The organism is Amaricoccus tamworthensis (assembly GCF_049800875.1).
GTDB lineage: Bacteria > Pseudomonadota > Alphaproteobacteria > Rhodobacterales > Rhodobacteraceae > Amaricoccus > Amaricoccus tamworthensis.
On record NZ_JBNAFV010000011.1, the window covers coordinates 1 to 24,714 of the forward strand.

The window sequence follows — 24,714 nt, forward strand, 5'->3', positions numbered from 1 at the left end:
AACCTTCTCTTGTGGATGCCGCCCTCATTTGCAAGGAATTTCTGAACATTAGACATGTGATCGAGTGCGGACTCTTGTCAGGCCTGTTAGTGCGGCCCGATAGATGCCGCTGGCCGGGATGGTGATGCGCGGACCGGGGCCAAATCTCCAACAGCGAGCTCGAAGCTCTGAGAAGGTTCCTGGTTTGCCCAACCCGGATCATGTCGATCATTTGCCCATTCGGATCATGCCTTCCTCACAACTCTGCGTTCCGTTCCTGCCGACGCGCCCGATCAGGCGGTGGCCATCACCGGATCGCGATAGTCCTCGCCGCGCGTCAGCATCGCCCAAATGCCGCGCGCCATCTTGTTGGCCAGCGCGAAGGCTGCGACCATCGGTGGCTTGCGTTCCAGCATGCGCTCAAGCCAGGGATTTTGCGGTGCGCCACGGCGCAGCGCCCAGCGGACCACCGCCATCGCGCCGGTGACAAGCAGTCGCCGGATGTCCCGCTGCCCCATCTTCGATGTTTTCCCCAGCCTCTGTTTTCCGCCAGAAGAATGTTGCCGCGGCACCAACCCGAGCCAAGCTGCAAAATCGCGGCCACGCCGGAACTGGTCCATCGGCGGCGCGAAGGTTTCGACTGCGAGCGCAGTGATCGGTCCGACACCCGGCATGGTCTGTAACTGCCGGGGCATGGCGGCCGCCCTGGACGCGGCGGCGAGCTTTGCCGAGACTGCGGTAAGGCGGGACGTCAACAGTTCGATCTGCTCCAGAACCATGCGGCAGATGTCTCGCGCCAGGTCAGGCAGGCCCGAACCAGGATCCTCGACCACCTTCGCCAGCCGCGGGATATATCCGACCCCTTCCGGCGCCACATGCCCGAATTCATAGAGGTGCGCGCGAAGGGCGTTGATCGCTTCGGTCCGCTGCTTCACGATCTGCTCGCGGGCGCGAAACGCCACCGCCCGGGCCTGTTGGGCTTCGGTCTTGGGTTCGACGAACCGCATGGTCGGACGCATCGCTGCCTCAACGATTGCTTCCGCGTCGGCGGCGTCGTTTTTCTGGCGCTTGATGAACGGTTTGACGTAATGCGGCGCAATGAGCCGGACGCTGTGCCCGTAGGCGGACAATTCCCGCGCCCAATGGTGCGCGCTGGGACACGCCTCCATCGCCACGTCGCATGCGGGATGGTCCGTCATGAATCGCGCAAACTGCAGTCGCGACAGCTTCTTGCGGAAAACAACCACCCCATCCGCTGCCGCCCCGTGCAGCTGGAACACGTTCTTTGCCAGATCGACCCCGATAATGCTAACTTCTTCCATGGATGCCCTCTCCTTCAGCTTGTGCTTCGACACCACGAGTATGGCACATCGCGATGCCGTCAGGGTGAGAGCGGCATCCACCCCATCTCTAACGTGAAAGCAGCCATTGACGCAGCAGCAGCGAACGACCGGTGTTTGATTAGCTTCGAGCACTTAGGCCGACACGGACGAATGCCAACGCTGTCTCTGTTGCCGCTAGTAGTTCACCTGCTCAAAGCCGTAGTTCCCTTCATAGTCACGCCAGTCGACGTAGACAGAACGGTGATAGATGCCGGGGCAGTTCTGGCCCCAGCGTTCGAGGCCGATATGGGCGGAGGGTAGGGCGCTGATGGAAGACCTCTGCCAGGCGAAATCGCCTTGGGTTCCGTATGTGCCGAGGACCACGGTGGCGCTACGGTTGCAGTCGCCGTCATGTCCGGATTCATGCTGTCGCGCATACCGGACATCGAAGACTCGGATGGATCGTACGAAGTTGAACTCAGGTCCGCTGATATCGATGTCCGCGCGATCTTGAATGAGCCGAAGGGCCTGGTCGGCAGGAACGAAGTCACTAGGTGTTTCTGGAATGCGCCAAGCAGCCATAATTGGATCAGCGGTATCGCGCGCTGGAAAGGATTGTCGCGGTCCAGTGCTGTTCTTCTGGAAGAACGCTTCAAAGATGCGGTCTACACTGTTTGCTGCTGGAGCTGTCTCAAAGGACGCGCCCATAGGACAGCGCCAGATTTGAAGCGGGGGTTCCACTGGCCAAGGCGTAATGCGTCGGATGAATTCGGCGCGCGCTCGTGCGCAAGGGACGGAAGCAGGCCAACCGCCAGACAAGCACAGGAGGATCGCGCAATCGATCGGGTATGTCTGCGCTCGGGCGGACATAGGCAGCGAGAGACCTGTCACAGTTAGAGCGACTGCGACCGAGGGGAGGAGCTTCTTAAGTAGATGACGCATGCTGTGGGCCTTCTGTGATAGGGTCAGCATACAACGAAATTATACTATCGCAACACTAAGTATATTATCGCATAATGAAGTTTATGTTAAAAAAATTTGAACAAGTCACTTCACGCGCAATTCGCTCAGCACAACCAGCTAAGTCGCGGAAAAGCAGATCACTTCGTTCCGGCCCTCCCTGACAGAGGCGGCGGGGTCATTCCCCGCCGCTCATCTTTTTAGCCCATCGTCGGCATGACGAACTCGGGATCGGTTCGCACACCCGTGGGCCAGCGGGTCGTGATTGTCTTCAGCCGGGTGTAGAACCGGACACCTTCTGGCCCGTGCATATGGTGGTCGCCGAAGAGCGATTGTTTCCAGCCGCCGAAGGAGTGGAAGGCCATTGGCACGGGGATCGGGACGTTGACGCCGACCATGCCCACCTCGATGTCATGGGCGAAGGTGCGGGCCGCATCACCGTCGCGGGTAAAGACCGCCACCCCGTTGGCGTAGTCGTGCGCGTGGATCAGGTCGACGGCCTCGGCATAGTCTTTGCGGCGCACGACCGAGAGAACCGGTCCGAATATTTCTTCTTTCCAGACCGTCATGTCGGGCGTGACCTTGTCGATCAGGGTCGGGCCTACAAAGTAGCCGTTTTCGTAGCCTTGCGGTGGTGTAAAACCGCGGCCGTCGACGACGATTTTCGCACCTTCCGCCTCACCCTTGTCGATCAGGCCGACGATCTTTTCCTGAGCGGCCTTGGTCACGACCGGCCCCATCTCTGACGCCTTGTTCGCGGCCGGGCCCACTTTGAGCGCTTCGATCTTGGGCACGAGCCGCTCGATCAGGGCATCAGCCACGTCGTCGGTCACCGGGACAGCGACCGAGATAGCCATGCAGCGCTCGCCAGCAGAGCCATAGGCGGCACCCATCAGCGCGTTGGCGGCCATGTCGAGATCCGCGTCGGGCAGGATCACCATGTGGTTCTTGGCGCCGCCAAGCGCCTGCACGCGTTTGCCATTTGCCGTGCCGGTCTCGTAGATGTATTTCGCAATTGGTGTGGAACCGACAAAGCTGATCGCCTTGACGTCTGGATGCGACAGCAACGCGTCCACCGCTTCCTTGTCACCCTGGACCACGTTGAACACGCCCTCCGGCAGCCCGGCCTCGGCCAACCACTCGGCGATCAGCAGCGATGCAGAGGGATCGCGCTCGCTGGGTTTCAGGATGAAGGTGTTGCCGCACGCCAAGGCGACCGGGAACATCCACATCGGCACCATGGCCGGGAAGTTGAACGGGGTGATGCCGGCAACCACGCCAAGGGACTGGCGCACGGAATTGCTGTCCACGCCCGTGCCCACATCTTCGGTGTAGTCCCCTTTCAGCAAGTGGGGCGCGCCGACGGCGAATTCGACGACCTCGAGCCCACGGGTCACCTCACCCACGGCATCATCATGGGTTTTGCCATGTTCGGCAGAAATGGCTTCCGCTAACTGATCCGCCCGATCCCACAGGATCATCTTGAACCGGTCAAGGATGCGCGCGCGGCGAAGCGGCGGTGTTTTCGACCAAGTTGCCCACGCTGTCTTTGCGGACGCAACGGCGGCGTTCACTTCGTCCGTGGACGCGAGTGCCACGGTCTTCTCCGCCTCTCCGGTGGCCGGGTTGAAAACCGGCTGGCTGCGGCCAGAGGTTCCCGCGACGCGGGCGTTGTCAATGAAGTGTGCGATCTCGGTCATGGATATCTCCTCCGTTTGTCAAAGGCTCTATCGCTCTTTTGATTTCGCATATAAACAGACAAATATGGTGATCCGTTATGCAGTAATGTAGACATGAACTGGGATGATTTGAGATACTTCCTCGCCGTGGCGCGCGAGGGGCAGATGCTGGGTGCAGCGTCCAGACTTGGCGTCAGCCAAGCCCGCCTCAGCCGCCACATTGCTGCCTTGGAGGACGCCATCAGCACGCGCTTGCTGGAGAGGACACCACGTGGCTCGACCCTGACAGAGGACGGGGTGGCTTTGTTCGAAGTTGCCGAACGCATCGAAGCCGAGGTGCTGAACGGCACCGCGCGTTTGCGGGGTCGTGACACGGTCTCTGGAACCATTCGCATCGGTGCACCGGACGGGTTCGGCAGCGCGTTTCTTGCGCCGCGACTCGGTCGGTTTCGCGACGCGTATCCCGACCTTCGGGTGCAGCTCGTTCCGGTGCCGCGCAGTTTCTCACTGTCCGAGCGGGAGGCCGATCTTGCGATCATGGTCGGGCGTCCGAAAAAAGGACGCTTGCGGGTCAAGAAACTCGTCGACTACTCTCTAGGGCTTTATGCATCGCAGGACTACCTGACCCGCGCCGGGACGCCGCGTTCGATCGATACGCTCAAATCCCATACGTTGATCGGATATGTCGACGATCTGATCTACAGCCCGGAGCTCAATTACACGCAGGAATTTGTGCGCGACTGGCGGTCCGATATCGCGGTCTCAACCGCCATCGGTCAATTCGAGGCTGTGCGCGCTGGCGCCGGGATCGGGATCTGCCACGACTTCATGGCGTCGGGTGTGCCCGGCTTGACGCGGCTCTTCCCCGACGTGTCCGTGACCCGAAGTTATTGGATCGTCTGGCACGAAAACCTTCGCGTTGCGCGCCGGGTGCAGGCTGTTGTCCAATTGCTTGATGAGATGGTGCGCAATGAGCGCGAACACTTCATGCAAACGTAAGACGCGCGCCCTGATGGATCGCCGACCTGCGCATCACGCCCTACCAGGCGCCCCGTTTTGCGGTGTCGCGAAACGCGGCAGGGCTTGTCTGCAACGCCGCGAGGCTATCAAATCAGTCACACGCGAGAGGTAGAAACTCATGGCCATCACGCTGCAAGATGTCGCCGTTCGGGCCGGTGTATCCAAATCCGCGGTCTCCCGAACATTTACTCCGGGTGCGTCGGTTTCGTCCTCGATGCGTGCCAGGGTTGAAAAAGCCGCGCGGGACCTTGGCTATCAGCCGAACGTGCTAGCCTCTAGCCTGACGACGGGTCGCACCAAACTGATCGGGCTGATTTCCAACAATTTCACGAACCCCTATTTTCTTGAGATCTTCGACGCATTTACCCGTGCCCTGCAAGACGCTGATCTACGCCCCATGCTGCTAAACCTGTCCGACGCTGCAGACGCTGAGACGTCGCTGAAGAAGCTTCAGCAATACAGCGTCGACGGGGTGATCGTGGCCTCCTCAACATTGCCGCCGCAATTCGCGACCATATTCCAGAACGCGGGGATCCCGGTTGTGCATGCTTTCGGATGGTCGTCGCCAATAACCGGGACGGCCTTCGCCGGTATCGACAATGAGGCTGCCGGGCGGTTTGCGGCCCAAACCCTTTTGGCGCGGGGCTATGACACGGTGGGGTTTCTCGGCGGTCCCGAGCACGCGACAACCACTCAGGAACGCCTGAACGGATTCAAATCCGCGCTGAATAGCCTTGGGAAAGCTGCACCCGTCCATTTCGCAGAAGACTATTCCTACACTGCGGGATTTGAAGCGATGAACGTGGCCCTCAAGCAAGAACCGGTTGATGCGTGGTTCTGTGGCGATGACGTGATTGCAGTGGGTGCGCTGCAAGCCGCACGGGCTGCCAACCTGCAAGTTCCGCAGGATCTGGGCCTCTTGGGGCTGAACGACATGGCGATGGCCGGATGGTCTGGGATCGAGCTGACCACCATCATTCAGCCGCTGAATGCCATCGTAGATGCAGCGGTCGCGCTTATTGAAAGCGGCATCGCCGATCCCGACGCCGTGCCAGACCATCGGCTACTGCCGTTCAGCCTTGCAGAACGTAAGACGCTCAGACTGCCGGGCTAGCGAAACATAGGCGGGCGGGCGTCGGTCCAGGCGCCATCCGCCTTGCCGCTTTCAGCGACTGCAAAGACCGCCGCCATCGATCGCAACCCATCCTCTGCGCGCGGATAAAGGGTCGCCGCTGGGTCGGGATCACGGTTTTCTTTGCGCGCTGTAATGGCTTCGGCAAGATCGGCGTAGATATTGGCAAAGGCCAGTGGCATGCCTTCGGCATGGCCAACGGTCACCCGGCTGGTCCGGTCCGCCTCGGGCGACAGCCCGGCTTGGCCGCGCTCGATGGTCTGCAGGTTTTGCCCAAGCGGCATCCAGTAGAGCTGGTTCGGCTGCTCTTGGCTCCAGCGCAAGCCGCCTTTCTCGCCGAATATCTGCAAGGTCAGACCGTGTTGGCGACCGATGGCGATGGATGAGGTCCAAAGCCTGCCGACGGCGCCACCGTCGAACCGCAAGTTTACCATCGCGTCGTCTTCAAGCTCACGGCTGGCAATGCAACTGACCGTGTCAGCGGACAGGCTCTCGGCCTGTTGACCAATAACGAAGCTGGCCATGTGCAAGGCATGGATACCGCAATCGGCGAATTGGGCGCTGACCCCTGCCTGTGCCGGATCGTAGCGCCAGCGCACACGCGGGTTGTCGGCATCGGCGGCGTCGGCATGGTGGCCATGCGCGAACTCGGCCTTCACCAGTCGGATCGCCCCGAGATCGCCACGGGCCACCATGGCGCGCATATGGCGCACAAGGCTGTAGCCCGTGTAGCCATAGTTGACAGCGCAAATGCGGCCGGTTTCTCGGGCCAAGTCCACGATCTCTTCGCCTTCGGCTACGGTCATCGTCATGGGTTTTTCACACAGGACGTGAAAGCCCGCCTTGAGGTACGCCTTGGTGATCTCAAAATGCGTCGCGTTGGGCGTCGCGACGGTGACAAGGTCGATCCGGTCCTCGCGGCCTGTCTCACCCTCCAGCATTTCGCGCCAATCGCCGTAGGAGCGGTCAGCGGCAAGCCCCAGCCGCCGCCCATAGGCCCGGCCTTCGTCCGGCCGATGATCCAGCGCCCCTGCGGTGAATGCGAACAAGCCGTCAAGGCCGGCTCCCAGCCGGTGCGCCGGCCCGATCTGGCTGCCCTCACCCCCGCCGATCATGCCCCAGTTCAGTTTGCTCATGGCCTTCCTCCTTCAGAAGCCGATGGATCGTAAATACGACCGGTTCGCCCGCGCGTCGTCCAACGGCGAGACGTCAAGTGTGGGGTCGCAGTCCTGTTCAACCGTGCACCAGCCGTCAAAGCCGGCATCGGTCAGAATTTTCCGCACCGCGGGGAAATCCACATCACCCTGACCAAGGTTACAAAAAATCCCTTGGCCACAGGCCTTGTAGAAATCCGTTCTGTTGGCGACGACATCGGCCTTTACCGACGGATCGATATCCTTGAAATGCATGTAGGACACGCGGTCAACGTGGCGTTTGAGGAAGGCCACCGGATCAAAGCCGGCATAGGAATGGTGGCCGGTGTCAAAGCAGATTTTCAAAAGCGCCTCATCAACCTCGTCCAGAAGCCGCTCAAGCTCGGGCTCGAAATCCACAAAGCCGCCGGCATGGGCATGGATCGACGGAAGAAGCCCGTGATCGGCGCCGATTTGTGCGGCCTCCTTGATCCGGCCGACAAAGGCCCGCCATTCGTCGGGCGGCATCTGTTCCGCCTCGTCAGCACGCCCCGCTGTTGGTGCGCGGCGCGGCGATATGGAATCGATCAGCACAAAATGGCGCGCCCCGTGAGCGGACAGCGACCGGGCCGTCCGAATTGCCGCGTCGCGGGCCTCGTCCCATTTTGACGGATCATGAAACGGGCGAAACACCACGCCGCCAATCAGCGAAAGATCATGTTCGGCCAGCGCGTCGCCCAAAATGTCCGGGTCCTCGGGCATAAAGCCGATTGGGCCAAGTTCAATTCCGCGATACCCGGCCTCTGCACAGTCTTGCAAAACCTGCTGCCAAGTCGGGTTGCGCGGGTCATCCGCGAATTCCACACCCCATGAACAAGGTGCGTTTCCGATCCGGATCGTCATGTTTGCAGCCCTCCAACGTCCGAAACGTCCACCCAACGCGATTGCTCGGCGGATTGGATAACGGCCTCGACCACCTCCGCGACTTCCAACCCGTCGCGAAACGTGGGCCAGACCGACTGGCCCGTGTCGATGGCGGTCAGGAAATCCTTGGCCTCGATGATGATCTGATCGAGGTAGCCCGTCCCATGGCCGGGTCCTTGGCAGAACGGCTCGAAATCGGGATGGGCGGGGCCGGTCAGGATCTTGCGGAAGCCGCGTGTCGCCTCCGGCCCCTCGGCCAGATACAGCCAGACGGCGTTTTGATCCTCCTGATCGAAACGGATGGCGCCCTTGCTCCCCGTGATTTCATAAGCATAGCCCATCTTGCGCCCGGTCGAGACACGGCTCGAGTAGATATGCCCCATCACGCCGGACGCAAACCGGCACATGATCTGCGCGTGATCGTCGTTTGTCACGGCCCCGCCAGGCCGGTTCGCCACGACCGTTTCCACCTCGCCCATCACCCGCGTGATTGGCCCCATCAACGCCAGTGCTGCATTGATGGGATGCGGGGCAAGGTCGCCCATGTTTCCGTTGGCCCGTCCCGCACAGCGCCAATTGAAGGGCGTGTCAGGATCGGCAAGGAAATCCTCGGTGTGCTCGCCCCGGAACCATCTGATCTCACCGAGAACACCGTCCTTCAGCAACTGACGCACAAATTGGCTTGCCGGGGTTCGGATGTAGTTGAAGCCTGTCATGTTCACGACGCCCGACGCCTCTGCCGCGGCGACCATCGCGCGAGCATCATCAAGCGTGTCGGCCAGCGGCTTTTCGCACAGCACCGGCTTTCCCAATGCAAAGGCGGCCTCGGCGATCTGGCGATGGGTGTCCTGTGGCGACGCGATGACGATCGCTTCGACCCGTTGGTCTTCGACCAAGGCCCGCCAATTGTCCGACCATCGGCGAAACCCGTACGCCTTGGCATAGCGTTCCGCACTGGCCGCACTGGTTGCGGCGATCATTTCCAGCCTCGGCCTCAGGCGCGTGTTGAAAACGGCGCCGACCGCCGACATCGCAACGGAATGGGCCTTGCCCATATAGCCGCCACCAACAATTCCTATTCCGATCTCTGCCATGCCCAACTCATATTGCAACCGGTTGCAAAACCGATATCCTGCGCCGTGAATTTGGGCAACGGCAAAAGGCCAGTTTCAACTGATGGATATTTTGAAACGGGATGCGACTGGGTTTCTGATCATGGGCCGCGCCGGGATGGATCTCTATGCCGATCCTCCAGGCTCCACGATTGACTCTGCAACGGCTTTTACAGCTGCTCTTGGCGGATCGTCGGCGAATATTGCGGCAGGGTTGTGCCGACAGGGGCTGCGGGCCGCGCTCGTCACCTGCGTGTCAGATGATGCCGTGGGCCGGTTTTGTCGCGCGCAGCTTGCGGCGTATGGAATAGAAGACCAATTCGTCCGGTCGGTCGGAGGAGAGGCGCGCAACTCGCTGGCCGTCGTCGAGACACGGGTTCAGGACACACAATCGGTGATCTACCGCAACGGCGCCGCTGATTTCGAGATGACCGAGGAGGACGTCTGCGCCCTGCCCTACTCCGCGTTCCAGGCCATGGTGACGACGGGAACGGTGTTGGCCGCAGAACCGTCGCGCAGCGCGGCCTTGAAAGCCTTCGCGTTGGCCAAGGCAGCGGGCGTGCCGATCGTGTTCGACATAGACTATCGCCCCTACACCTGGACGTCGGCAGATGAGGCCGAACAGGTCCTGAGCCACGCAGCCACCTTTTGCGATGTCATCATCGGCAATGACGAGGAATTCGGATTTATGGCCGGGGGCTATGACAGGGGTCTGTCCAAGGCCCGCGCGCTGGCGGCCGATACAGCGAAGATCGTCGTCTACAAAATGGGCGAAAAAGGCGCGGTCACCATCACACGCGATGGTGAGGTCAACACCGGTATCTTCAAGACCCAAGCGCTCAAGCCGACGGGCGCGGGCGACGCGTTCATGGCCGGGTTCCTTGGCGGGTTGGCCTCCGGATTGACGGTTGCAGGCGCCGTCGAGAGGGGCTCGGCAGCCGCGGCACTTGTCGTATCACGCGTCGGTTGCGCGCCCGCCATGCCCACGGCGGATGAGCTGGCGCAGTTTCTCTCTTCCAATGCCCTTCAGACATAAGGCAGGTTTCCGATGCACATTCCTCCCCACGACAATGCCAATCGCCCCATCGTCGATGTGGACGATGCGCATGTTCCCCTGACCTATTTCAATATCATCAAGCTAAAGGCGGGTCAGACCTTTGACTATCGCGTCGCCGGGTATGAAACCTGCATCGTGCCGGCCACCGGCACCGTCACTGTCGAGGTCGGCGGCGAGACCTTTGCGGACATCGGAAATCGCGGCGCAGATGTCTGGGACGGCGATCCTGAGGGCGTTTACGTTCCAACCGATACCGGCGCGCGCATGACGGCCCGCACCGACACGGAAACCTTCATTGCCGGGGCAAAATTTGCTGACACGCTGACGCCTTTCGCGGTGCGTGCGGCAGATCTCGACCTCGTGCAATACGGCTCTGACGACACCAAGACCCACCGCAAGATCAAACACATTCTTGGTGCTGGCCACCACGACCGAGTGGGTCGCCTTCTGGTGAGCGAGCTGTTCACCGTGGGTGCTGGCGGTTGGTCGGGGTTTCCGAGCCACAAACACGATACGGATCGCTTGCCTGACGAGACACGGCATGACGAGTGTTACAACTTTCGCTTCAAGCCAAACTACGGATCGGGACTGCAGATGTTGCAACGTGTCGATAACGAACCGGGCGATGCCTACCATATCATGGATGGCTCGACCGTTCTGATCGACAAGGGCTATCACCCCTGCTGTGCGTTGCCGGGATATGAAATGTACTATTTCACGATTCTCGGCGGCCTGTCCCAGCGGTCGCTCAAGCAGTATTTCCAGCCCACCCATGCAGAGCAGCTGCACACGATCCCCGGCATCATGGATATGGTCGCCAAGTTCAAATGACGCGGGCAACGCTGAACGATATCTTGCCGCAGGCCAATGCCGACGGTTACGCCGTGCCCGGCTTCGTCTGTCTGGGCTGGGAAGACGCACGAGCCTATGTCAACGCGGCTGAGGCCGAGCGCGCGCCGGTCATCTTGCAGGCAGGACCGTCCTGCCGCGCGCATACACCGCTGCCTGTCCTTGCCGCCATGTTCCTGCACTTGGCAGAAACGGCCTCTGTGCCTGTGGTGGCGCATCTGGACCACGGTCAATCGCTTGCAGAATGCGAGGAGGCGTTGAAGTGCGGGTTCACCTCGGTGATGTATGACGGTTCTCGCTTGCCACTGGCCGACAATATCGCGCAGACCAAAGCCGTGGTTGAGCTGGCCCGTCAGTTCGGCGCGTCCTGCGAGGGCGAGCTCGGTTTTGTCGGATATGCCGACGGCGCGGCGTCTGCCGGAACGGACCCTGATGACGTCAGCTTTTTCGTGACCGAAACCGGCGTCGATGCCTTGGCGGTTTCGGTTGGCAATGTGCATCTTCAAACCCGCCCTTCACAGTCCTTGGACCAGGAACGCTTGACGGCGATCTCGCGGCAAAGCCGGGTACCGCTGGTCATCCACGGCGGGTCCGGCCTTGCCTTGGAAGACCGGCAGAACCTGCCAACCCGAACGCCCATCGCCAAGATCAATATTGGGACAGAGTTACGGCAAGCATTTGGGGCCTCGCTTCGCAAGGTGTTAGCCGAAAACCCGGACCAGTTTGATCGTGTCGAGATCATGTCAAGAACGGAGGCGACCCTTCGGGGCGCTGCCTGCGCTGTATTACGCCAGTTGAGAACGAGCGGGCGGGCATAGTTCAAGTAGCGCTGTTGAATTGGTGTCAATCAAAGCTTCCAAGTCACTTCTCGGGGATAACTCGACAGGGAAACGGCTATTCGATTGTGACGAAGTGTTACTCAGTCGCAGGTAACATTTTGAAATTCCACTCGAGTGATTGCTGTAAAAACAGCATTGGCCAAATGATCTCATCCGAGAGCGAAACGATTTTTCCGATAGGACGGCGATACTATTCGCTACGAAGGCCAACTTTGCCTCGCACCAATTCGATGAAGACTCCAAAAGGTCGAGCCAGCAAGATCATGAAAATGATAGCCGATCCTAAGGCCGCACCCATTTCTCCAAAGCTGGCGCCGGCCATTAATAGAGTGGCACCATAAACCGGGCCCTGAAAGGTGAGAAATGCCACGATGTCGACAATGGTCGTAGTCAGGCGCTTACGAGGGGCAACGCGCCTCAAAAGCCAGTCCCGCCAACCCGTGTAGGGACGTGCCGTTGCGATCATTATTGGAACCATCAAAATCCGCGTGGTCAGAACCTCTTCCGGGTCCATCCCTGCGATGACCAGTTCAGAGAAACTTGCGACAGCAGTGAAGAAAACGATTGTTGCCAAAGTATCTACTATGAAAAGGCGCATCGCAGACGTTTTTATCTCCTTGGGATACTTGGCGACCATTTTATTGGAAAACACTCAGCGTTCAGCCGTGACCAGCCTGACGGCCAAGCCAACAAAAACCACAGCTGCGACGCGATTCAGGCCCATTTGAATGGCCGGCGAAGCCCTCAGCCACTTGCCCAAGAAGCCCGATCCCCATGCCACGGAGCCGAAAATGAGGACCGTCGCACATATGAAAACGCAACCAAAGATTAACAATTGCGGCGCCAAGGGGCCCACGGACGGGTCTGCAAATTGCGGTAGGAAGGCGAGAAAGAAAATGACGACCTTCGGATTTGTGACATTCATCACGATCCCGCGAAAATAAAGTTGCGCCAGACTCGGGTTGTTCGATTGCTTCACCGAAAGGCTCGTTGTGCCCGCTCTGAACGCTTGCCATGCGAGATACATAAGGTAGGCGGCCCCCAGAAACTTCACTGCGTTGAAGGCCATCGATGACGCTGCAAAAACGGCGGCTATGCCGAACGCGACTGCAGTGGTGTGAACAAGCAATCCGGTACACAAACCCAAGGTCACAACCAGTCCCGCAAGTCGCCCGTAAAGTGCGGATTGAGTAATAACAAAAATGTTGTCCGGTCCGGGTGCGAGCCCGAGTGCAACCGAAGCAGCGAAAAAAACAACTAAAACATCGAATTCGGGCATTCCTATCTCCTGGTTGGGTCCGCTTGCCTGAGGACGAAGGGGTCCCGTAACCCACTGTCTTGGGTTCCATCGGCGTTCAATGCGCTCTGATCAAGCAAACCTTCGCCAAGGGTCTTCCGAACCTGCGACCGTACCACCTGTCCGGGGCGCCACAATTGCGCTGTGGCAGATATTCACCTTGCCTTTACGAGTTTTGTGGTCATCAGCCCCGTCAAATCAGGTGTCGTAGTCAGCAGCCAGTCGCGCGGTGAATTTTTCAAGTTCCGCATCCGAGATTGCGACGGAATGTTCCGATGCTGGGTAAGCGCCGTTGGCAACATCAGCACCGAACTCTTTGAACGCATTGATGCGTTCCTCCTGCAAGCGGTCCAATTCCGCGCGAAAATCCCGATAGGTCTTGGCATGGCGCGGCTTGTGACCGCGTGTGTAGCCCAGAACATCCTCAGCGAACAGATACTGTGCATCGGCATGCGGTCCAGCGCCCATGCCAAGAAGAACGAGGTTCGTTCGCTTGGCGATCTCGGCGGCGATCCTGTCGGGAACGACCTCTAGCTCCACCCCAAAGCATCCGACGTCCTCGAGTGCTTTCGCGTGTCTGAAGACGTCAATTGCGCTGTCGGCGGTCTTTCCTACTGCCTTGAAGCCACCCGTCCATGTCGCCTTCGACGGGATCAACCCAATATGGCTCACGACCGGAATACCATCATCCGCCAGGGCCTTTATCGTCCCAAGCGAAGACGCGCAGTAAACGCAATCGCCGCCCACCCGCATCGCGCGGTGCGCGGCGCGCTGGTAATCCTCCAGCGTCACGAGTTCGCCGTAGAGCAAACCGACCTGGACGAAACAGTTCCCCGCCGCCTCTCGCATCTCGGGTGTCCAGACCGGATCGATGATCGAAAGCATGTCGATCCCGGCTTCCGCAGCAGCGGCAGCCTCGTCGGGGGTATCGACGTAGAGCATAGAAAGCGTCCGCTTACCCTTCAGCGCGCGGATGTCGGCGACCGTGGGCCGCTTATGATAAAGTCCCATTTTTCCTCCCTTCGCTCAGGCGGCCCTGAGCAGTTTCTTCAGATTATGCCCTGGGTCCGACAACGCGGCGGCATCCAACCGGACACCGATCAACCTCTGCGCAATCTTGATGTCCTTTGCGACCGCATTACCCCGACCGAGGCCCGCAGCCCCGACAAGCGCACCGTCGTCGTCAAAGAAGAATAGCATTTCTGCATCTTTCCCCAGATCCCGGATCGCAGCCGGTGATCCGGAGGTATCGCCGACGCCCTGAAGGCCCAGGTCGTATTGATCCGACCAGAACCAGACCGGTATGTCGAAGAGTGCGTTGCCACCCGCAAGATTGCGACCAGCCACCTCGCCCTGTGCCTGCGCGTTCTGCCAGGTCTCATATCGCCGATAAGTGCCTTCTGCAGTCTTGACTGCCGCGCAGTCGCCCGCCGCGAATATGTTCGGATCATCTGTCATCAGCCGACTGTCGACCCTGATACCGTTTTCGGTCGTCAGGCCGGCCGATGCGGCAAGTTCGGTATTCGGCACAACTCCAATCGCAGCAATGATCAAGTCGGCTTCGAAAATACGCCCATCGTTCAGAACGACGCCGCTGTCGGTGCATGAGGCGATTTGGGCGTTGCAGACAATTCCGACACCCGCGCCCTGATGACGTAACGCCATTTTGGTCGCGAACTGCTCGGGTACATTGCGTCCCAGAGGTCGCGGTCCAGCCTCGAGAATTGTGACGTTAAGATTACGTGTCCTGAGCTCTGCGGCTAGTTCCAGCCCAATCAGCCCTGCCCCGACGATAACGACGTGCTTTGCGGTCCGGGCAGCGGCATAGATCGCGTTCGCGTCCTCAATCGTACGCAGCACGAGCGCCCGATCTCCTCCGATGCAATTCAGCGGGCGCGGCCGCGAACCGGTTGCGAGAAGAAGTTTCTCGTACGGGAGCGATCCGCCTTCCGACAGTACAACTTCCTGCGCATCCCGTTTGATGGCGATAGCCGAGACGCCACATTTGAGCACTATTGCCTTTTCCGACAATGCCTCGAGTGTTGTGATCGGTTTTTCGACCGCACCTGAGTCATCGGGTTTGGACAATGGCGGTCGCTCATAGGGCAGCGCCGTTTCCTCGCCGATGACGGTGATTGGGCCCTGATACCCGGTATCGCGTGCGGTGACCGCGGCTCTGATCCCGCACTCACCGGCGCCGATAATGACGATGCCGGACACGTCAGATCTCGACGAAGACGCGGTCGCCCTCGACCTTGACCGGATACGTGCCCAGATTGACGCAAACCGGTGCACGTTTCGCCTCGCCGGTGCGATAATCGAACTGCCCGTTATGCTTCGGGCACTCGATAACGTAGTCCATCACCAACCCGTCCTCTAGATGCACCTGTTCGTGCGTGCAAAGCCCGTCCGTACAGAAATATTCATCGTTCGGGCTGCGATAGATCGCAAATGTGCGGTCACCGTGGTCAAAGCGGATCAGATCCTCTTCGTCGATGTCATCAGTTGCGCAGGCGTCAATCCACTCAGCCATGTCAGTCTCCCTGGTTTGTTTTTCGTTATTCTGCCGGGACGCTCAGCGCCTGCTCGTGCAGATCTTCCCGGTAAGGTTGAGCCGATCCGGGCAGTTCGCGCTTAATGAAGAAATCTTCGTAGCGGAGCTGCCGCTTCAGAGCGGGCCAGATTTCCTTATATGCGTCGAGGATCGATGCGTTCGGCGCAGGAAGGTCATGCTTGATCTTCTCGTGCAGCTCCGGAAGCCGATGATATGGCACCATCGGGAACATGTGATGTTCGACGTGATAGTTCATGTTCCAATAGATGAAGCGGCTGATGGGGTTCATATAGACTGTCCGGCTGTTCAAGCGGTGATCCAGAACATTCTCGGCCAAGCCCGCGTGCTGCATGATGCCTGTCATCACGTGGTGCCACGCGCCGTAGAGCCGCGGAAGTCCGATCACCATCAAAGGCAGGATCGACTGCATGGCGACTGCAACCACGATGGTCGCCATGTAGATCAGAACCCAAATCCGCGCGACTGAAACGACTTTGTGCTGCTCCTGTTCGGGGATATACGTCACCTCTTCGGTGTCGAGGCGCCCAGCAGCATTCAGTAACATCCTCTTCCAGCCGGTCAGAGCATCAATGATCCCGAAGAAGTTCAGAAAGATACGGAAAAGCGCGGGTGGTCGCATCGCCACAATCTCGGGATCGCGGCCGACGATGATCGTGTCGGTATGGTGCCGGGCATGGCTCCAACGCCATGTGACGGGATTCCGGACCATGCAGAACGACGCAATCTGGTAGACGACGTTGTTCATCCAAGGCGTCTTGAACGCGGTCCCGTGGCCACATTCGTGCCAGCGGCTGTCCATTGCCGAGCCGTAGAGCACGCCATAGGCCAGCCAGAACGGCGCTGACCACCAAGAGGGCCAGAGCGCGATTCCGATGCCCGCGAGGACGATCATCGACCCGAAAAGGATTATTGCATCGCGGATCGCGGGCTTATCGGAACGCTGCATCAACGCCTTCATCTCCTTGCGGGGGATGTCCGTATGATACCACTCCGCAGTGGCCAGGCCCGTTTCGACGGCACGCTCGGCATCCGGGCCAAGCAGGGAATAGTCGCGCTTCGTCATGATTTCCTCCCGAGACAGCTTCGCCAGTAGATACACTTGACCATCTGATTCCTGCCATACCCGGGCTTGTAAATCACACCAAATGACATCAGGATGATCTCCGTATTGATGCAATTACCTCAGTAGCCATGAAGTCTCGACGTCCCACTTTGAAAGACTTGGCCGAGGCCGCGGGCGTCGGCGTCGCCACGGTGGACCGGGTCCTGAATGAGCGCCCCAATGTAAGCGAAGCCGCGATTGAGCGCGTGCTCGGCGCCGCCGAACGCATCGGCTATCCGACTGGAAAACTGGAAGCCATCAGACTGGACGCCACGCGACCGATCATCCGATTTGGCTTTGTTCTCCATAAGCCGAGCCAGGAGTTTTATCGAAATTTCGCGCGAGCCCTTGAAGCTGCCGTAGAAGAGCGCGCAGACATCCGTGGACGTTGCGATGTGCGTTTCGCGGCGTCTCAGGCCCCGTCTGACTTTGCGTCCGAACTTACGAAGATTGCAAAGACATCAGACGTTCTCGCAACCTCAGCCATTAATCATCCGACTTTGACTGACACAATCCGCACTCTGCAGGATCATGCCAAACCGGTGTTTTCGCTTCTCAATGATGCCGCATCAGGCGTCCAGCAAAGCTATATCGGCCTCGACAACGTCAAGGTTGGAAGGATCGCAGGGTGGATGATTGCCACACAGATCCGTGAATCTGGCAAGGTGGCCGTCTTTATTGGCGGGAACCGTTGGCATGGGCATATCCTGCGCGAGACGGGTCTTAGGAGTTACCTCAGGGACCATGCGTCGCAGCTCGAACTTCTGGATGCCATCGTAAACCTAGAGACGCGGCAGGTCACTTATGAGGCAACGCTTGATCTTCTCGATCGGCATTCCGATCTCCGAGGCATATACGTGGCTGGCGGCGGGATGGAAGGTGCGATCGAGGCCCTCAGAGAATCCAGACCAGCCGGAAAGGTCGCGTTGATTGTGAATGAGCTGACAAATGAGAGCCGAGACGCCTTGTCCAAACGCTACGTAAGCTTGGTGATCGCTACACCGCTCGATCAGCTCTGTCGCGAGCTCGTCGATTTGATGATCAAAGCGGCGCAAGGCGGCATGTCTGAAAACTCAGGTCAGCACTACCTGCTCCCGCAGCTCTTCGTACCGGAATCGCTTTAAGGATCAGGCGTCCCGCTCCATGATCCACTCGACCTCAGGTGCAGGAACGAAGCGCCACTTGCGCAAGGGGCCAGCCATTACGTTGAGGTAGTACATCTCGAACCCGTATGGCGCACCACAGGGGTGGTGGCCGCGCGGCACCAAAACGACGTCTCCGTCGGAGACAGCCATCGTTTCATCGAGCAGTCCATCGTCTGTGTAAACCCGCTGAATGCCAAATCCAGAGGCTGGGTTCAGCCGGTGGTAGTAAGTCTCTTCCAGGTAGGTGATACGCGGAAAGTCATCTTCGTCGTGTCGATGGCTTGGGTAACTGGACCAGTGGCCCGCAGGTGTGAAGACCTCGGTCACCAACAGGCTGTCGGCGTAGTCCTCGTTCTCCATCGCGATGTTGTTGATGTGGCGGGTGTTTGTGCCCTTACCACGCTCAGTCAATGTGATGCCATCAGGCCCGATCCGCCGAGCTTCGTGACCGCCCTGCCCCGGGGCTGAACAAACAGCGATAATGCAATCGGTTTCAGCCGTGGCCTCCCATTCAGTGCCGTTCGGTAGGTAAAGGCAATGGGGCGGTGTTTTTTCAAACACATTCATCCGCTCGCCAAGAACCCCCCAGTTCTTCCCGGCCCCAGTAATCGCGGCCTTGCCTTCCACAATGACAAGGATGACCTCGCGATGGCCTGTTGCCTCCGCTGCAGTATCCCCCGCCTTTAGATGATGTAAGGAAAAGCCTACGTAGCGCCAGCCCGCGCTTTCCGGGGTGATGCGGTGCACCTCGCCCCGAGTTCCAAAGGGTTTGCGAAGAAGATCGGGCATAGGTAACTCCTTTATGCTGTGCGCCGGGCGGACAGCGCATCAAGGGCGCTGTGCAGCGCGGCCTTGTCCCAACCCTCTGCATAGGCACGGCGCAGGATGTCGGCTTGGGTGTCTGGCGCATTGCCATCGATCGGCGGGTCGGTATCGAGGTTCGTCGGAAAGGCGTAGCCTTCGGCGGTTGCGGCAATCACGGCATGGGCCTCAGCCTCGCTCAGGCCTTTGAGTTCGGGATATAGGGTGCGGCACATCGTGTCGCGATCAATCGCCTCCATCGCGCGGCCAAAAGGCGAAGAGATCTGCAACAGGTTCGCCATGCGGTCTATGTCGCGGCTGCGGTTCTCACCTGCCGCATGAAACAGCGCGGGGTTGAAAAAGACCGCGTCGCCCTTTTCGAGGGGCAGCTGGATGTAATGCTCTTCGAAAAAGGCGCTGTGGCCCGTCTGATGGAAGGCGATATAGCCCGGAGCATAGCGTTGCGAAAACGGCAAAAGCTTCGTCGGGCCGCTGTCCACCGGCATGTCGCAATGAGCGATGGCACCCTGAAGGGTGAGCGCTGCGGTTAGATCATGGACATGGACGGGATAGCTGGCGGCGGTCTCAGCCGTCTGAAATCCAAGATGGTAGTCGCGATGGGCGCGCTGCGCCTTGCCGCCGGGGCGCACCTGATTGACCTGCGCGGTCATCTGGTAATGCGGCCCGAGCCACGCGGCCGACGCCGCTGCGATGGCGGCATTGGCAAAATAGGCGGCATACCCTGCCGGGTCGCGCAGGCAGTGTTTTTGCAGCGCGTTCCAGATACGGTCATTGGCGCCGGAGGCCGCGAAATGGTCTCCCTTGCCTGTGCCCCTGGCGCGCTCTTCCTCAATGATCTGGCAAAACACTTCTGTCGCGCGATCAATCGGGCCGGTGTCCGTATAGGCGCGTTTCAGGCAGATCACGCCCGCCCCGCTGCGCAGCACACGCGCCCATTCGGCGAGAAGGTCAGGGTTGGAGAGATTGAGCGCGGGCACATCGTACATCGGTACATTCTTGTCGACCCCGCAGGCAAAGGGCACATCTGCGGGTGCGAGACGCTGAAGGATCAATGCCTCAAGCGTTTCGATGTCTCCACTGTCGATGAGGTAGTATCCGTTCTCCATACGCCGAACCGCTATCCAATGATCGCGATGCCCGACCGTCCGCAGATGTCGGTGATATGATCAAAGCCCAGTTTGGAATAATCATAGGGCGGCGCTTTTGCCGGGTCCTGTTCGGCTTCGACGACAATCCAGCCGCTATAGTCCATCGCCTTGAGTTTGTCCGTGATCGCCTGAAAGTCGATGCACCCTTCAGGGTCGCCCGGCACGGAGTAGACGCCAGCGGACACCCCATCGAGAAAGCTTTTATCTTCCGTGCGCACCCAATCGAGCACGGGCTGGCGCACGTCCTTGAAATGGACGTGGTGCACGCGGTGGCCCCACTTGTCGAGGACGGCGACAGGATCAGCCCCCGCAAATTGCAGATGGCCCGTGTCATAGAGCAGCGTCAGGTCCTCGGTGGAGCCTTCCATCAACCAGTCGATGTCTTCGGCATCCTGCACCATCGCGCCCATGTGGTGGTGGTAGCTGAGGACCGTGCCCTGGTCTCGTGTCCATTTGGCAAGTTCGGAAAGCTTTGCACCATAGGCCATGACCTCGTCGCGGGTCAGCTTCGGGCGCTGGCTCACAGGTTGGTCGATGTTCCCCTGGATCGTGTTCGAACACTCGGCATAGACGATGCAGGGCGCGTTGAGGGCGGCGAATTGGTCGACCTGTTCGCGGATCGCGGCCTTCTCGGTTTCCAGATCGTTGACCATCAAATTGCCCGAGCACCAGCCGCCGCACAGCGCCACGCCATACCGGTCAAGATAGGCGCGCAAGCCCTCGGTGTCCGCAGGCATTCGGCGACCGCGTTCGACGCCAGAGTATCCGATCTTCGCGGCATCCTCCATCGCACCTTCGGTGGTGTAGTCTTTTGTCAGGTCCGGCAGATCGTCGTTCTGCCAGGCAATCAGGGATATGCCGATCTTCACACTCATCAGTCTGCTCGCTGGGTTTTCTTGTTCTTGATGTATCTGTCATGGGCAGCATTCACCTCGGCCCGGTCCGAGACTTCCGGCACGCCGACATCCCACCACGTCCCGCCGGGTTCGGTGGATGGATAGGGATCGGTGTCAATGACCACCACGTAGGGGCCCTTGATACGATCGCGTTTCGCCAGCGCCTCTTCCAGTTCGGCGATACTGCCAACCTTGACCGAGGTCGCGCCCATGGACTCCGCGTGTTTGGCGAAGTCGATATTGGAGTTCTCGCCTCCGATCGCGTGATCGAGCAGGTTGTTGAACTCGGCCCCGCCGGTGCCCATTTGCAGCCGATTGATACAGCCATAGCCGCGGTTGTCGGTCACGACGACGGTAAAGGAAATGCCCATCATCGCAGCCGTCGCCATCTCGGAATTGGCCATCATGTAGGTACCGTCGCCGGTGAAACAGATCACGTCACGCTCGGGCTCGGCCATCTTGATGCCCATCGCGCCCGCGATCTCGTAGCCCATGCAGGAGAACCCGTATTCCATGTGATAGGATCCCGGACGTCCGGCCTTCCAGAGCTTGTGCAACTCGCCCGGCATGGTGCCAGCGGCGCACATGGCAACGGTGTTTTCATTCGCCGCGCGTTGGACGGCTCCGATGACCTGCATATCGGTTGGAGGGGCATTCCCGTCGCCGGGGGCATCCGTCAGTGGATCGACTTTGCCGAACCAGTCGTATTTCGAAGAGGCAGCATCTCCGTCAAAACGCGTGGCCCCGAGGGCCTCGCCCAGCTCCTCCAGCCCGACGCGGGCGTCTGCCATCAGCGGCAAGGCGCCGTGTTTGGCGGCATCATAGGCGGCGACATTGAGGCTGACGATTTTGCGATCCGCATGGGCGAACAGCCCCCACGACCCTGTCGTAAAATCCTGAAACCGCGTGCCGACGCCAAAGACCACGTCGGCCTCGGCGCAAACATCATTGGCCGGTTCACCACCGGTCACGCCGATGGGGCCAAGGTTTAGCGGGTGATCCCAAGGCAGCGCCGATTTGCCCGCCTGGGTTTCGGCGACAGGGATATTGTGCGCTTCGGCAAACGCCATAAGTGCGTCGGTCGCGCCGGAATAGTGTACGCCGCCCCCAGCCACGATAACTGGCCGCTTGGCACCTTTTAGCACCTTTGCCACGCGGTCCAACTCGCCCACGTCGGGGCGGACGCGCCGCTGGTACCAGACCTTTGGCTCAAAGAAGCTGACGGGATACTCATAGGCTTCGGCCTGCACGTCTTGACAGAAGGACAGCGTCACAGGGCCGCAATCGGCCGGATCGGTCATCGTGCGGAAGGCGCGAGGCAAGGCCGTCAGCAGTTGCTCGGGCCGGGTGATCCGGTCGAAATACCGGCTGACCGGCTTGAAGGCGTCGTTCACCGACACTGTGCCATCCCCGAAATCTTCGATCTGTTGCAGCACCGGATCCGGTCCGCGATTGGCAAACACATCGCCGGGCACCAGAAGCACCGGCAGGCGGTTGACATGCGCCAGCCCCGCCGCCGTCACCATGTTGAGCGCCCCCGGCCCGATGGATGACGTGACCATCATCGCGCGCTTACGGCGCAGCTGCTTTGAGTAGGCGATGGCGGCATGCGCCATAGTCTGTTCATTGTGCCCGCGATAGGTCGGCAAAGCGTCGCGGCTGGCATAAAGTGCCTCGCCAATGCCTGCCACGTTGCCATGACCAAAGATGGCCCAGCAGCCCGCGATAAACGGCTCTCCATCTTCGGTAAGCTGCGCTGCGATGTAGCGCACCATCGCCTGTGCGGCGGTCAATCGAATTGTCTTGCTCATGCCGCGTCCTCCATGGCTCGGCTTCGGGCCTTGTCCCAAATTTCGCAAAGGCGCTGATAGTTTGCGACCATTTCGGTTATAGCCTCTTCGTTGGTCATCTTGCCCGCCAGCCATGCGCGGGCGGCGTTGCCGAAGATCGTCCGGCCCACAGCAAAGCCTTTGACCAAGGGCTGCTTGGCCGCCAAAGCAAAGCTTTCCGCCAACCCAGCCTCCGGCGCGTCGAGACCCAGAACAACGATGCCGCGCGTGCGGGGATCATTGCGTTCGATGGCGGCAACGGCATTTTCCCAGGCGGCATCGGTCTTGAACGGCTCAAGCTTCCACCAGTCGGGATAGACGCCCGCGTCGTAAAAGGTCTGGATCAAGGTGGCAGAGGTCATGTCGTCCACAGGGCCAACCTTCGACGGAATGATCTCCAGCAGGAATTCCAGCCCGTTGCGACGGGCCGCCGTGAACAGCCGCTTGACCCGCGCCACCTGCATCTTCGCGGTCTTGTCATCATCATCGGGATGACAGAAGACCAGCAGCTTGACCACGTTCTCCCGCGCCCATTCGCGCAAACGGCCAAGGTCTTCGCCCAACTCGGGTTCGAACTCGATGGGCCGCGATCCGGGCAACTCGGTCGGGCGACCGATCCAGAGGCCAGAGCCGGTGGCGCGATGCAGCGCGGACCGCCCGATCCGGTTGTCACATAGGATGCCGTAGCCCGGTTGGCCGTTCTGCACCTTCAAAGCCGCATCGAGGCAAAGCTCCTTGAACGCTGCGCCCTTTTCCTTGGTGTAGCCGTCCATCTCTTCCAGTTGCAGCCGGTGATCGAAGGCGAAGGTTTTGACCGAAGACCAGTCGCCATGCCGGTTGGTCGCCCAGTGCACTTGCTCCAGCTCCGTATCGTTGCGCAGGTCCGGGCGCTTGATCCCGCGCTGGAAGAAATACTGAAGCTCCTCCCAGCTTGGATAGGCAGGCGTGCAGCCGTGACGGCTGACTGCAAAAGCCCCGCAGGCATTGGCGTATTTCAGTGCTGTCGGCCAATCCTCACCATCGAGCCAACCTTTCAATAGACCGGACATGAAGCCGTCGCCTGCCCCCAGAACGTTGAACACCTCGATTGGAAATCCCGGACCTGTCTGGCCGTCATCAAGGCTGTCGGGCACGTCGCCCTCGAAGGCCACTGCCCCCGCCGCGCCGCGTTTGCAGACCAAAGTCGCGCCGGACACAGCACGCACTGCCCGCAGCGCTGCGATTGTGTCGGTCGATCCACCCGCGATGTGGAACTCTTCCTCCGTGCCGACGATCAAATCGAACAGATGCAGCGTTGATTGCAGCTTGGCCGTTACGGCTGCGCTTTCAACGAACCGGCTTTCACCGTCGCCATGGCCAGCGACTCCCCAAAGGTTCGGTCGGTAGTCGATATCGAGCGCGGTCTGCATGCCATTCGCGCGGGCAATCTCCAGCGCTTTGATCGTGGCAGCCTCGACCTGCGGATGGCTCAGATGCGTGCCGGTCGCCACGACGGCTCGGGCGCTCTTGACGAAGTCCTCGTCAATGTCATCGATGGTCAGCCCCATGTCGGCACAGTTCTCGCGGTAGAAGATCAGCGGAAACTGCTCCTGATCCCGGATGCCCAACAGAACCAGCGCCGTCAGTCGCTCGGGGTCGATCTTGACGCCCCCGGTGTTCACACCCTCGCGTTCCAGCTGCTCGCGAATGAAGCGGCCCATATGCTCGTCGCCGACCCCTGTAATCACCGCCGACTTCAGACCAAGCCGCGCCGTGCCGCAGGCGATGTTGGTGGGCGAGCCGCCGATGTACTTGTCGAAAGAGCCCATATCCTCCAACCGCCCGCCGATCTGCGCGCCGTAGAGGTCCACCGAGGATCGGCCGATTGTGATGAGATCAAGTGTCTTGGACATGC

At 60.0% G+C, this 24,714-nt stretch carries 23 protein-coding genes; 6 read left to right on the plus strand and 17 right to left on the minus strand.

Translation table 11 applies throughout. From position 1 onward, the window contains the following. Window positions 1-272: 272 nt before the first annotated feature. The 3 genes from ACP15P_RS15580 to ACP15P_RS15590 all read right to left on the minus strand — a co-directional run bounded on the left by ACP15P_RS15580 (window position 273) and on the right by ACP15P_RS15590 (window position 3,961). Window positions 273-1,301 (minus strand): IS110 family RNA-guided transposase, encoded by a 1,029-nt coding sequence (locus ACP15P_RS15580; RefSeq protein ID WP_028720250.1) that lies wholly within the window; start codon window positions 1,299-1,301, stop codon window positions 273-275. Window positions 1,302-1,496: 195 nt separating this feature from the next. Continuing rightward, window positions 1,497-2,243, minus strand: a complete 747-nt coding sequence (locus tag ACP15P_RS15585) for a hypothetical protein (protein WP_424929383.1) — start codon at window positions 2,241-2,243, stop codon at window positions 1,497-1,499. A 218-nt stretch (window positions 2,244-2,461) separates the two neighbouring features. After that, window positions 2,462-3,961 (minus strand): CoA-acylating methylmalonate-semialdehyde dehydrogenase, encoded by a 1,500-nt coding sequence (locus tag ACP15P_RS15590; RefSeq protein WP_424929384.1) that lies wholly within the window; start codon window positions 3,959-3,961, stop codon window positions 2,462-2,464. A 93-nt stretch (window positions 3,962-4,054) separates the two neighbouring features. Between ACP15P_RS15590 and ACP15P_RS15595 the strand changes: the two genes are divergently transcribed. After that, window positions 4,055-4,939, plus strand: coding sequence for a LysR family transcriptional regulator (locus tag ACP15P_RS15595; protein WP_424929385.1), 885 nt, complete (start codon window positions 4,055-4,057; stop codon window positions 4,937-4,939). A gap of 139 nt (window positions 4,940-5,078) precedes the next feature. Next, window positions 5,079-6,074 carry a LacI family DNA-binding transcriptional regulator gene (locus tag ACP15P_RS15600; RefSeq protein WP_424929386.1) on the plus strand — a complete coding sequence of 332 codons (996 nt, stop codon included), beginning with the start codon at window positions 5,079-5,081 and terminating at the stop codon, window positions 6,072-6,074. Here ACP15P_RS15600 and ACP15P_RS15605 read toward each other — a convergent pair. The 3 genes from ACP15P_RS15605 to ACP15P_RS15615 are packed head-to-tail and all read right to left on the minus strand — an operon-like array spanning window position 6,071 to window position 9,243. Beyond that, window positions 6,071-7,228, minus strand: a complete 1,158-nt coding sequence (locus ACP15P_RS15605) for a Gfo/Idh/MocA family protein (protein ID WP_424929387.1) — start codon at window positions 7,226-7,228, stop codon at window positions 6,071-6,073. The genes ACP15P_RS15600 and ACP15P_RS15605 overlap by 4 nt on opposite strands. Window positions 7,229-7,240: 12 nt before the next feature. Beyond that, the gene (locus tag ACP15P_RS15610; protein ID WP_424929388.1) at window positions 7,241-8,128 is read right to left on the minus strand and encodes a TIM barrel protein; all 888 of its coding nucleotides are present in this window, start codon (window positions 8,126-8,128) and stop codon (window positions 7,241-7,243) included. Then, the gene (locus tag ACP15P_RS15615) at window positions 8,125-9,243 is read right to left on the minus strand and encodes a Gfo/Idh/MocA family protein (RefSeq protein ID WP_424929389.1); all 1,119 of its coding nucleotides are present in this window, start codon (window positions 9,241-9,243) and stop codon (window positions 8,125-8,127) included. Before ACP15P_RS15615 ends, ACP15P_RS15610 begins: the two co-directional genes overlap by 4 nt. Before the next feature lie 82 nt (window positions 9,244-9,325). Here ACP15P_RS15615 and iolC point away from each other — a divergent pair, with 82 nt between their 5' ends. Genes iolC through ACP15P_RS15630 form a run of 3 tightly spaced genes read left to right on the plus strand, consistent with a single transcriptional unit; the run spans window position 9,326 to window position 11,985 of the window. Further along, entirely contained in the window at window positions 9,326-10,297 is a 972-nt protein-coding gene (gene iolC / locus ACP15P_RS15620) for a 5-dehydro-2-deoxygluconokinase (protein WP_424929390.1), read from the plus strand. Between the two features lie 12 nt (window positions 10,298-10,309). After that, on the plus strand, window positions 10,310-11,149 hold the full coding sequence (locus ACP15P_RS15625) for a 5-deoxy-glucuronate isomerase (protein ID WP_424929391.1): 840 nt from the start codon (window positions 10,310-10,312) through the stop codon (window positions 11,147-11,149). Then, window positions 11,146-11,985 (plus strand): class II fructose-bisphosphate aldolase, encoded by an 840-nt coding sequence (locus ACP15P_RS15630; RefSeq protein ID WP_424929392.1) that lies wholly within the window; start codon window positions 11,146-11,148, stop codon window positions 11,983-11,985. The genes ACP15P_RS15625 and ACP15P_RS15630 overlap by 4 nt, the downstream gene beginning before the upstream one ends. Window positions 11,986-12,196: 211 nt before the next feature. On the opposite strand, the gene alaE is transcribed toward ACP15P_RS15630, so the two are convergent. From alaE to ACP15P_RS15660, 6 genes are all read right to left on the minus strand, one after another. After that, window positions 12,197-12,658 carry an L-alanine exporter AlaE gene (gene alaE, locus ACP15P_RS15635; protein ID WP_424929393.1) on the minus strand — a complete coding sequence of 154 codons (462 nt, stop codon included), beginning with the start codon at window positions 12,656-12,658 and terminating at the stop codon, window positions 12,197-12,199. After that, the gene (locus tag ACP15P_RS15640) at window positions 12,659-13,285 is read right to left on the minus strand and encodes a LysE family translocator (protein WP_424929394.1); all 627 of its coding nucleotides are present in this window, start codon (window positions 13,283-13,285) and stop codon (window positions 12,659-12,661) included. A gap of 216 nt (window positions 13,286-13,501) precedes the next feature. Then, window positions 13,502-14,314: a 3-methyl-2-oxobutanoate hydroxymethyltransferase gene (locus ACP15P_RS15645; protein ID WP_424929395.1), complete on the minus strand. Its 813-nt coding sequence runs from the start codon at window positions 14,312-14,314 to the stop codon at window positions 13,502-13,504. 15 nt (window positions 14,315-14,329) lie between these two features. Further along, the gene (locus ACP15P_RS15650; protein WP_424929396.1) at window positions 14,330-15,523 is read right to left on the minus strand and encodes an NAD(P)/FAD-dependent oxidoreductase; all 1,194 of its coding nucleotides are present in this window, start codon (window positions 15,521-15,523) and stop codon (window positions 14,330-14,332) included. Window position 15,524: 1 nt separating this feature from the next. Further along, window positions 15,525-15,836: a MocE family 2Fe-2S type ferredoxin gene (locus ACP15P_RS15655; RefSeq protein ID WP_424929397.1), complete on the minus strand. Its 312-nt coding sequence runs from the start codon at window positions 15,834-15,836 to the stop codon at window positions 15,525-15,527. 25 nt (window positions 15,837-15,861) lie between these two features. Further along, window positions 15,862-16,941 (minus strand): fatty acid desaturase family protein, encoded by a 1,080-nt coding sequence (locus ACP15P_RS15660; RefSeq protein ID WP_424929398.1) that lies wholly within the window; start codon window positions 16,939-16,941, stop codon window positions 15,862-15,864. Window positions 16,942-17,099: 158 nt separating this feature from the next. Between ACP15P_RS15660 and ACP15P_RS15665 the strand changes: the two genes are divergently transcribed. Beyond that, on the plus strand, window positions 17,100-18,104 hold the full coding sequence (locus tag ACP15P_RS15665) for a LacI family DNA-binding transcriptional regulator (RefSeq protein ID WP_424929399.1): 1,005 nt from the start codon (window positions 17,100-17,102) through the stop codon (window positions 18,102-18,104). A gap of 3 nt (window positions 18,105-18,107) precedes the next feature. Here ACP15P_RS15665 and iolB read toward each other — a convergent pair whose 3' ends face one another. Genes iolB through ACP15P_RS15690 form a run of 5 tightly spaced genes read right to left on the minus strand, consistent with a single transcriptional unit; the run spans window position 18,108 to window position 24,712 of the window. Further along, on the minus strand, window positions 18,108-18,914 hold the full coding sequence (gene iolB / locus ACP15P_RS15670; protein WP_424929400.1) for a 5-deoxy-glucuronate isomerase: 807 nt from the start codon (window positions 18,912-18,914) through the stop codon (window positions 18,108-18,110). A gap of 11 nt (window positions 18,915-18,925) precedes the next feature. Continuing rightward, window positions 18,926-20,053, minus strand: coding sequence for a phytanoyl-CoA dioxygenase family protein (locus ACP15P_RS15675; protein ID WP_424929401.1), 1,128 nt, complete (start codon window positions 20,051-20,053; stop codon window positions 18,926-18,928). 11 nt (window positions 20,054-20,064) lie between these two features. Beyond that, the gene (gene iolE / locus ACP15P_RS15680) at window positions 20,065-20,970 is read right to left on the minus strand and encodes a myo-inosose-2 dehydratase (protein WP_424929402.1); all 906 of its coding nucleotides are present in this window, start codon (window positions 20,968-20,970) and stop codon (window positions 20,065-20,067) included. Next, entirely contained in the window at window positions 20,970-22,802 is a 1,833-nt protein-coding gene (gene iolD, locus ACP15P_RS15685; protein ID WP_424929403.1) for a 3D-(3,5/4)-trihydroxycyclohexane-1,2-dione acylhydrolase (decyclizing), read from the minus strand. Before iolD ends, iolE begins: the two co-directional genes overlap by 1 nt. After that, window positions 22,799-24,712, minus strand: coding sequence for a bifunctional 5-dehydro-2-deoxygluconokinase/5-dehydro-2-deoxyphosphogluconate aldolase (locus ACP15P_RS15690; protein WP_424929404.1), 1,914 nt, complete (start codon window positions 24,710-24,712; stop codon window positions 22,799-22,801). The genes iolD and ACP15P_RS15690 overlap by 4 nt, the downstream gene beginning before the upstream one ends. Window positions 24,713-24,714: the final 2 nt, after the last annotated feature.

Bases quoted from the DNA above. Each gene is read 5' to 3' on its own strand.
- ACP15P_RS15580 (WP_028720250.1), bottom strand. From the start codon at position 1,301: ATGGAAGAAGTTAGCATTATCGGGGTCGATCTGGCAAAGAACGTGTTC.
- ACP15P_RS15585 (WP_424929383.1), bottom strand. From the start codon at position 2,243: ATGCGTCATCTACTTAAGAAGCTCCTCCCCTCGGTCGCAGTCGCTCTA.
- ACP15P_RS15590 (WP_424929384.1), bottom strand. From the start codon at position 3,961: ATGACCGAGATCGCACACTTCATTGACAACGCCCGCGTCGCGGGAACC.
- ACP15P_RS15595 (WP_424929385.1), top strand. From the start codon at position 4,055: ATGAACTGGGATGATTTGAGATACTTCCTCGCCGTGGCGCGCGAGGGG.
- ACP15P_RS15600 (WP_424929386.1), top strand. From the start codon at position 5,079: ATGGCCATCACGCTGCAAGATGTCGCCGTTCGGGCCGGTGTATCCAAA.
- ACP15P_RS15605 (WP_424929387.1), bottom strand. From the start codon at position 7,228: ATGAGCAAACTGAACTGGGGCATGATCGGCGGGGGTGAGGGCAGCCAG.
- ACP15P_RS15610 (WP_424929388.1), bottom strand. From the start codon at position 8,128: ATGACGATCCGGATCGGAAACGCACCTTGTTCATGGGGTGTGGAATTC.
- ACP15P_RS15615 (WP_424929389.1), bottom strand. From the start codon at position 9,243: ATGGCAGAGATCGGAATAGGAATTGTTGGTGGCGGCTATATGGGCAAG.
- iolC (WP_424929390.1), top strand. From the start codon at position 9,326: ATGGATATTTTGAAACGGGATGCGACTGGGTTTCTGATCATGGGCCGC.
- ACP15P_RS15625 (WP_424929391.1), top strand. From the start codon at position 10,310: ATGCACATTCCTCCCCACGACAATGCCAATCGCCCCATCGTCGATGTG.
- ACP15P_RS15630 (WP_424929392.1), top strand. From the start codon at position 11,146: ATGACGCGGGCAACGCTGAACGATATCTTGCCGCAGGCCAATGCCGAC.
- ACP15P_RS15640 (WP_424929394.1), bottom strand. From the start codon at position 13,285: ATGCCCGAATTCGATGTTTTAGTTGTTTTTTTCGCTGCTTCGGTTGCA.
- ACP15P_RS15645 (WP_424929395.1), bottom strand. From the start codon at position 14,314: ATGGGACTTTATCATAAGCGGCCCACGGTCGCCGACATCCGCGCGCTG.
- ACP15P_RS15655 (WP_424929397.1), bottom strand. From the start codon at position 15,836: ATGGCTGAGTGGATTGACGCCTGCGCAACTGATGACATCGACGAAGAG.
- ACP15P_RS15660 (WP_424929398.1), bottom strand. From the start codon at position 16,941: ATGACGAAGCGCGACTATTCCCTGCTTGGCCCGGATGCCGAGCGTGCC.
- iolB (WP_424929400.1), bottom strand. From the start codon at position 18,914: ATGCCCGATCTTCTTCGCAAACCCTTTGGAACTCGGGGCGAGGTGCAC.
- ACP15P_RS15675 (WP_424929401.1), bottom strand. From the start codon at position 20,053: ATGGAGAACGGATACTACCTCATCGACAGTGGAGACATCGAAACGCTT.
- iolE (WP_424929402.1), bottom strand. From the start codon at position 20,970: ATGAGTGTGAAGATCGGCATATCCCTGATTGCCTGGCAGAACGACGAT.
- iolD (WP_424929403.1), bottom strand. From the start codon at position 22,802: ATGAGCAAGACAATTCGATTGACCGCCGCACAGGCGATGGTGCGCTAC.
- ACP15P_RS15690 (WP_424929404.1), bottom strand. From the start codon at position 24,712: ATGTCCAAGACACTTGATCTCATCACAATCGGCCGATCCTCGGTGGAC.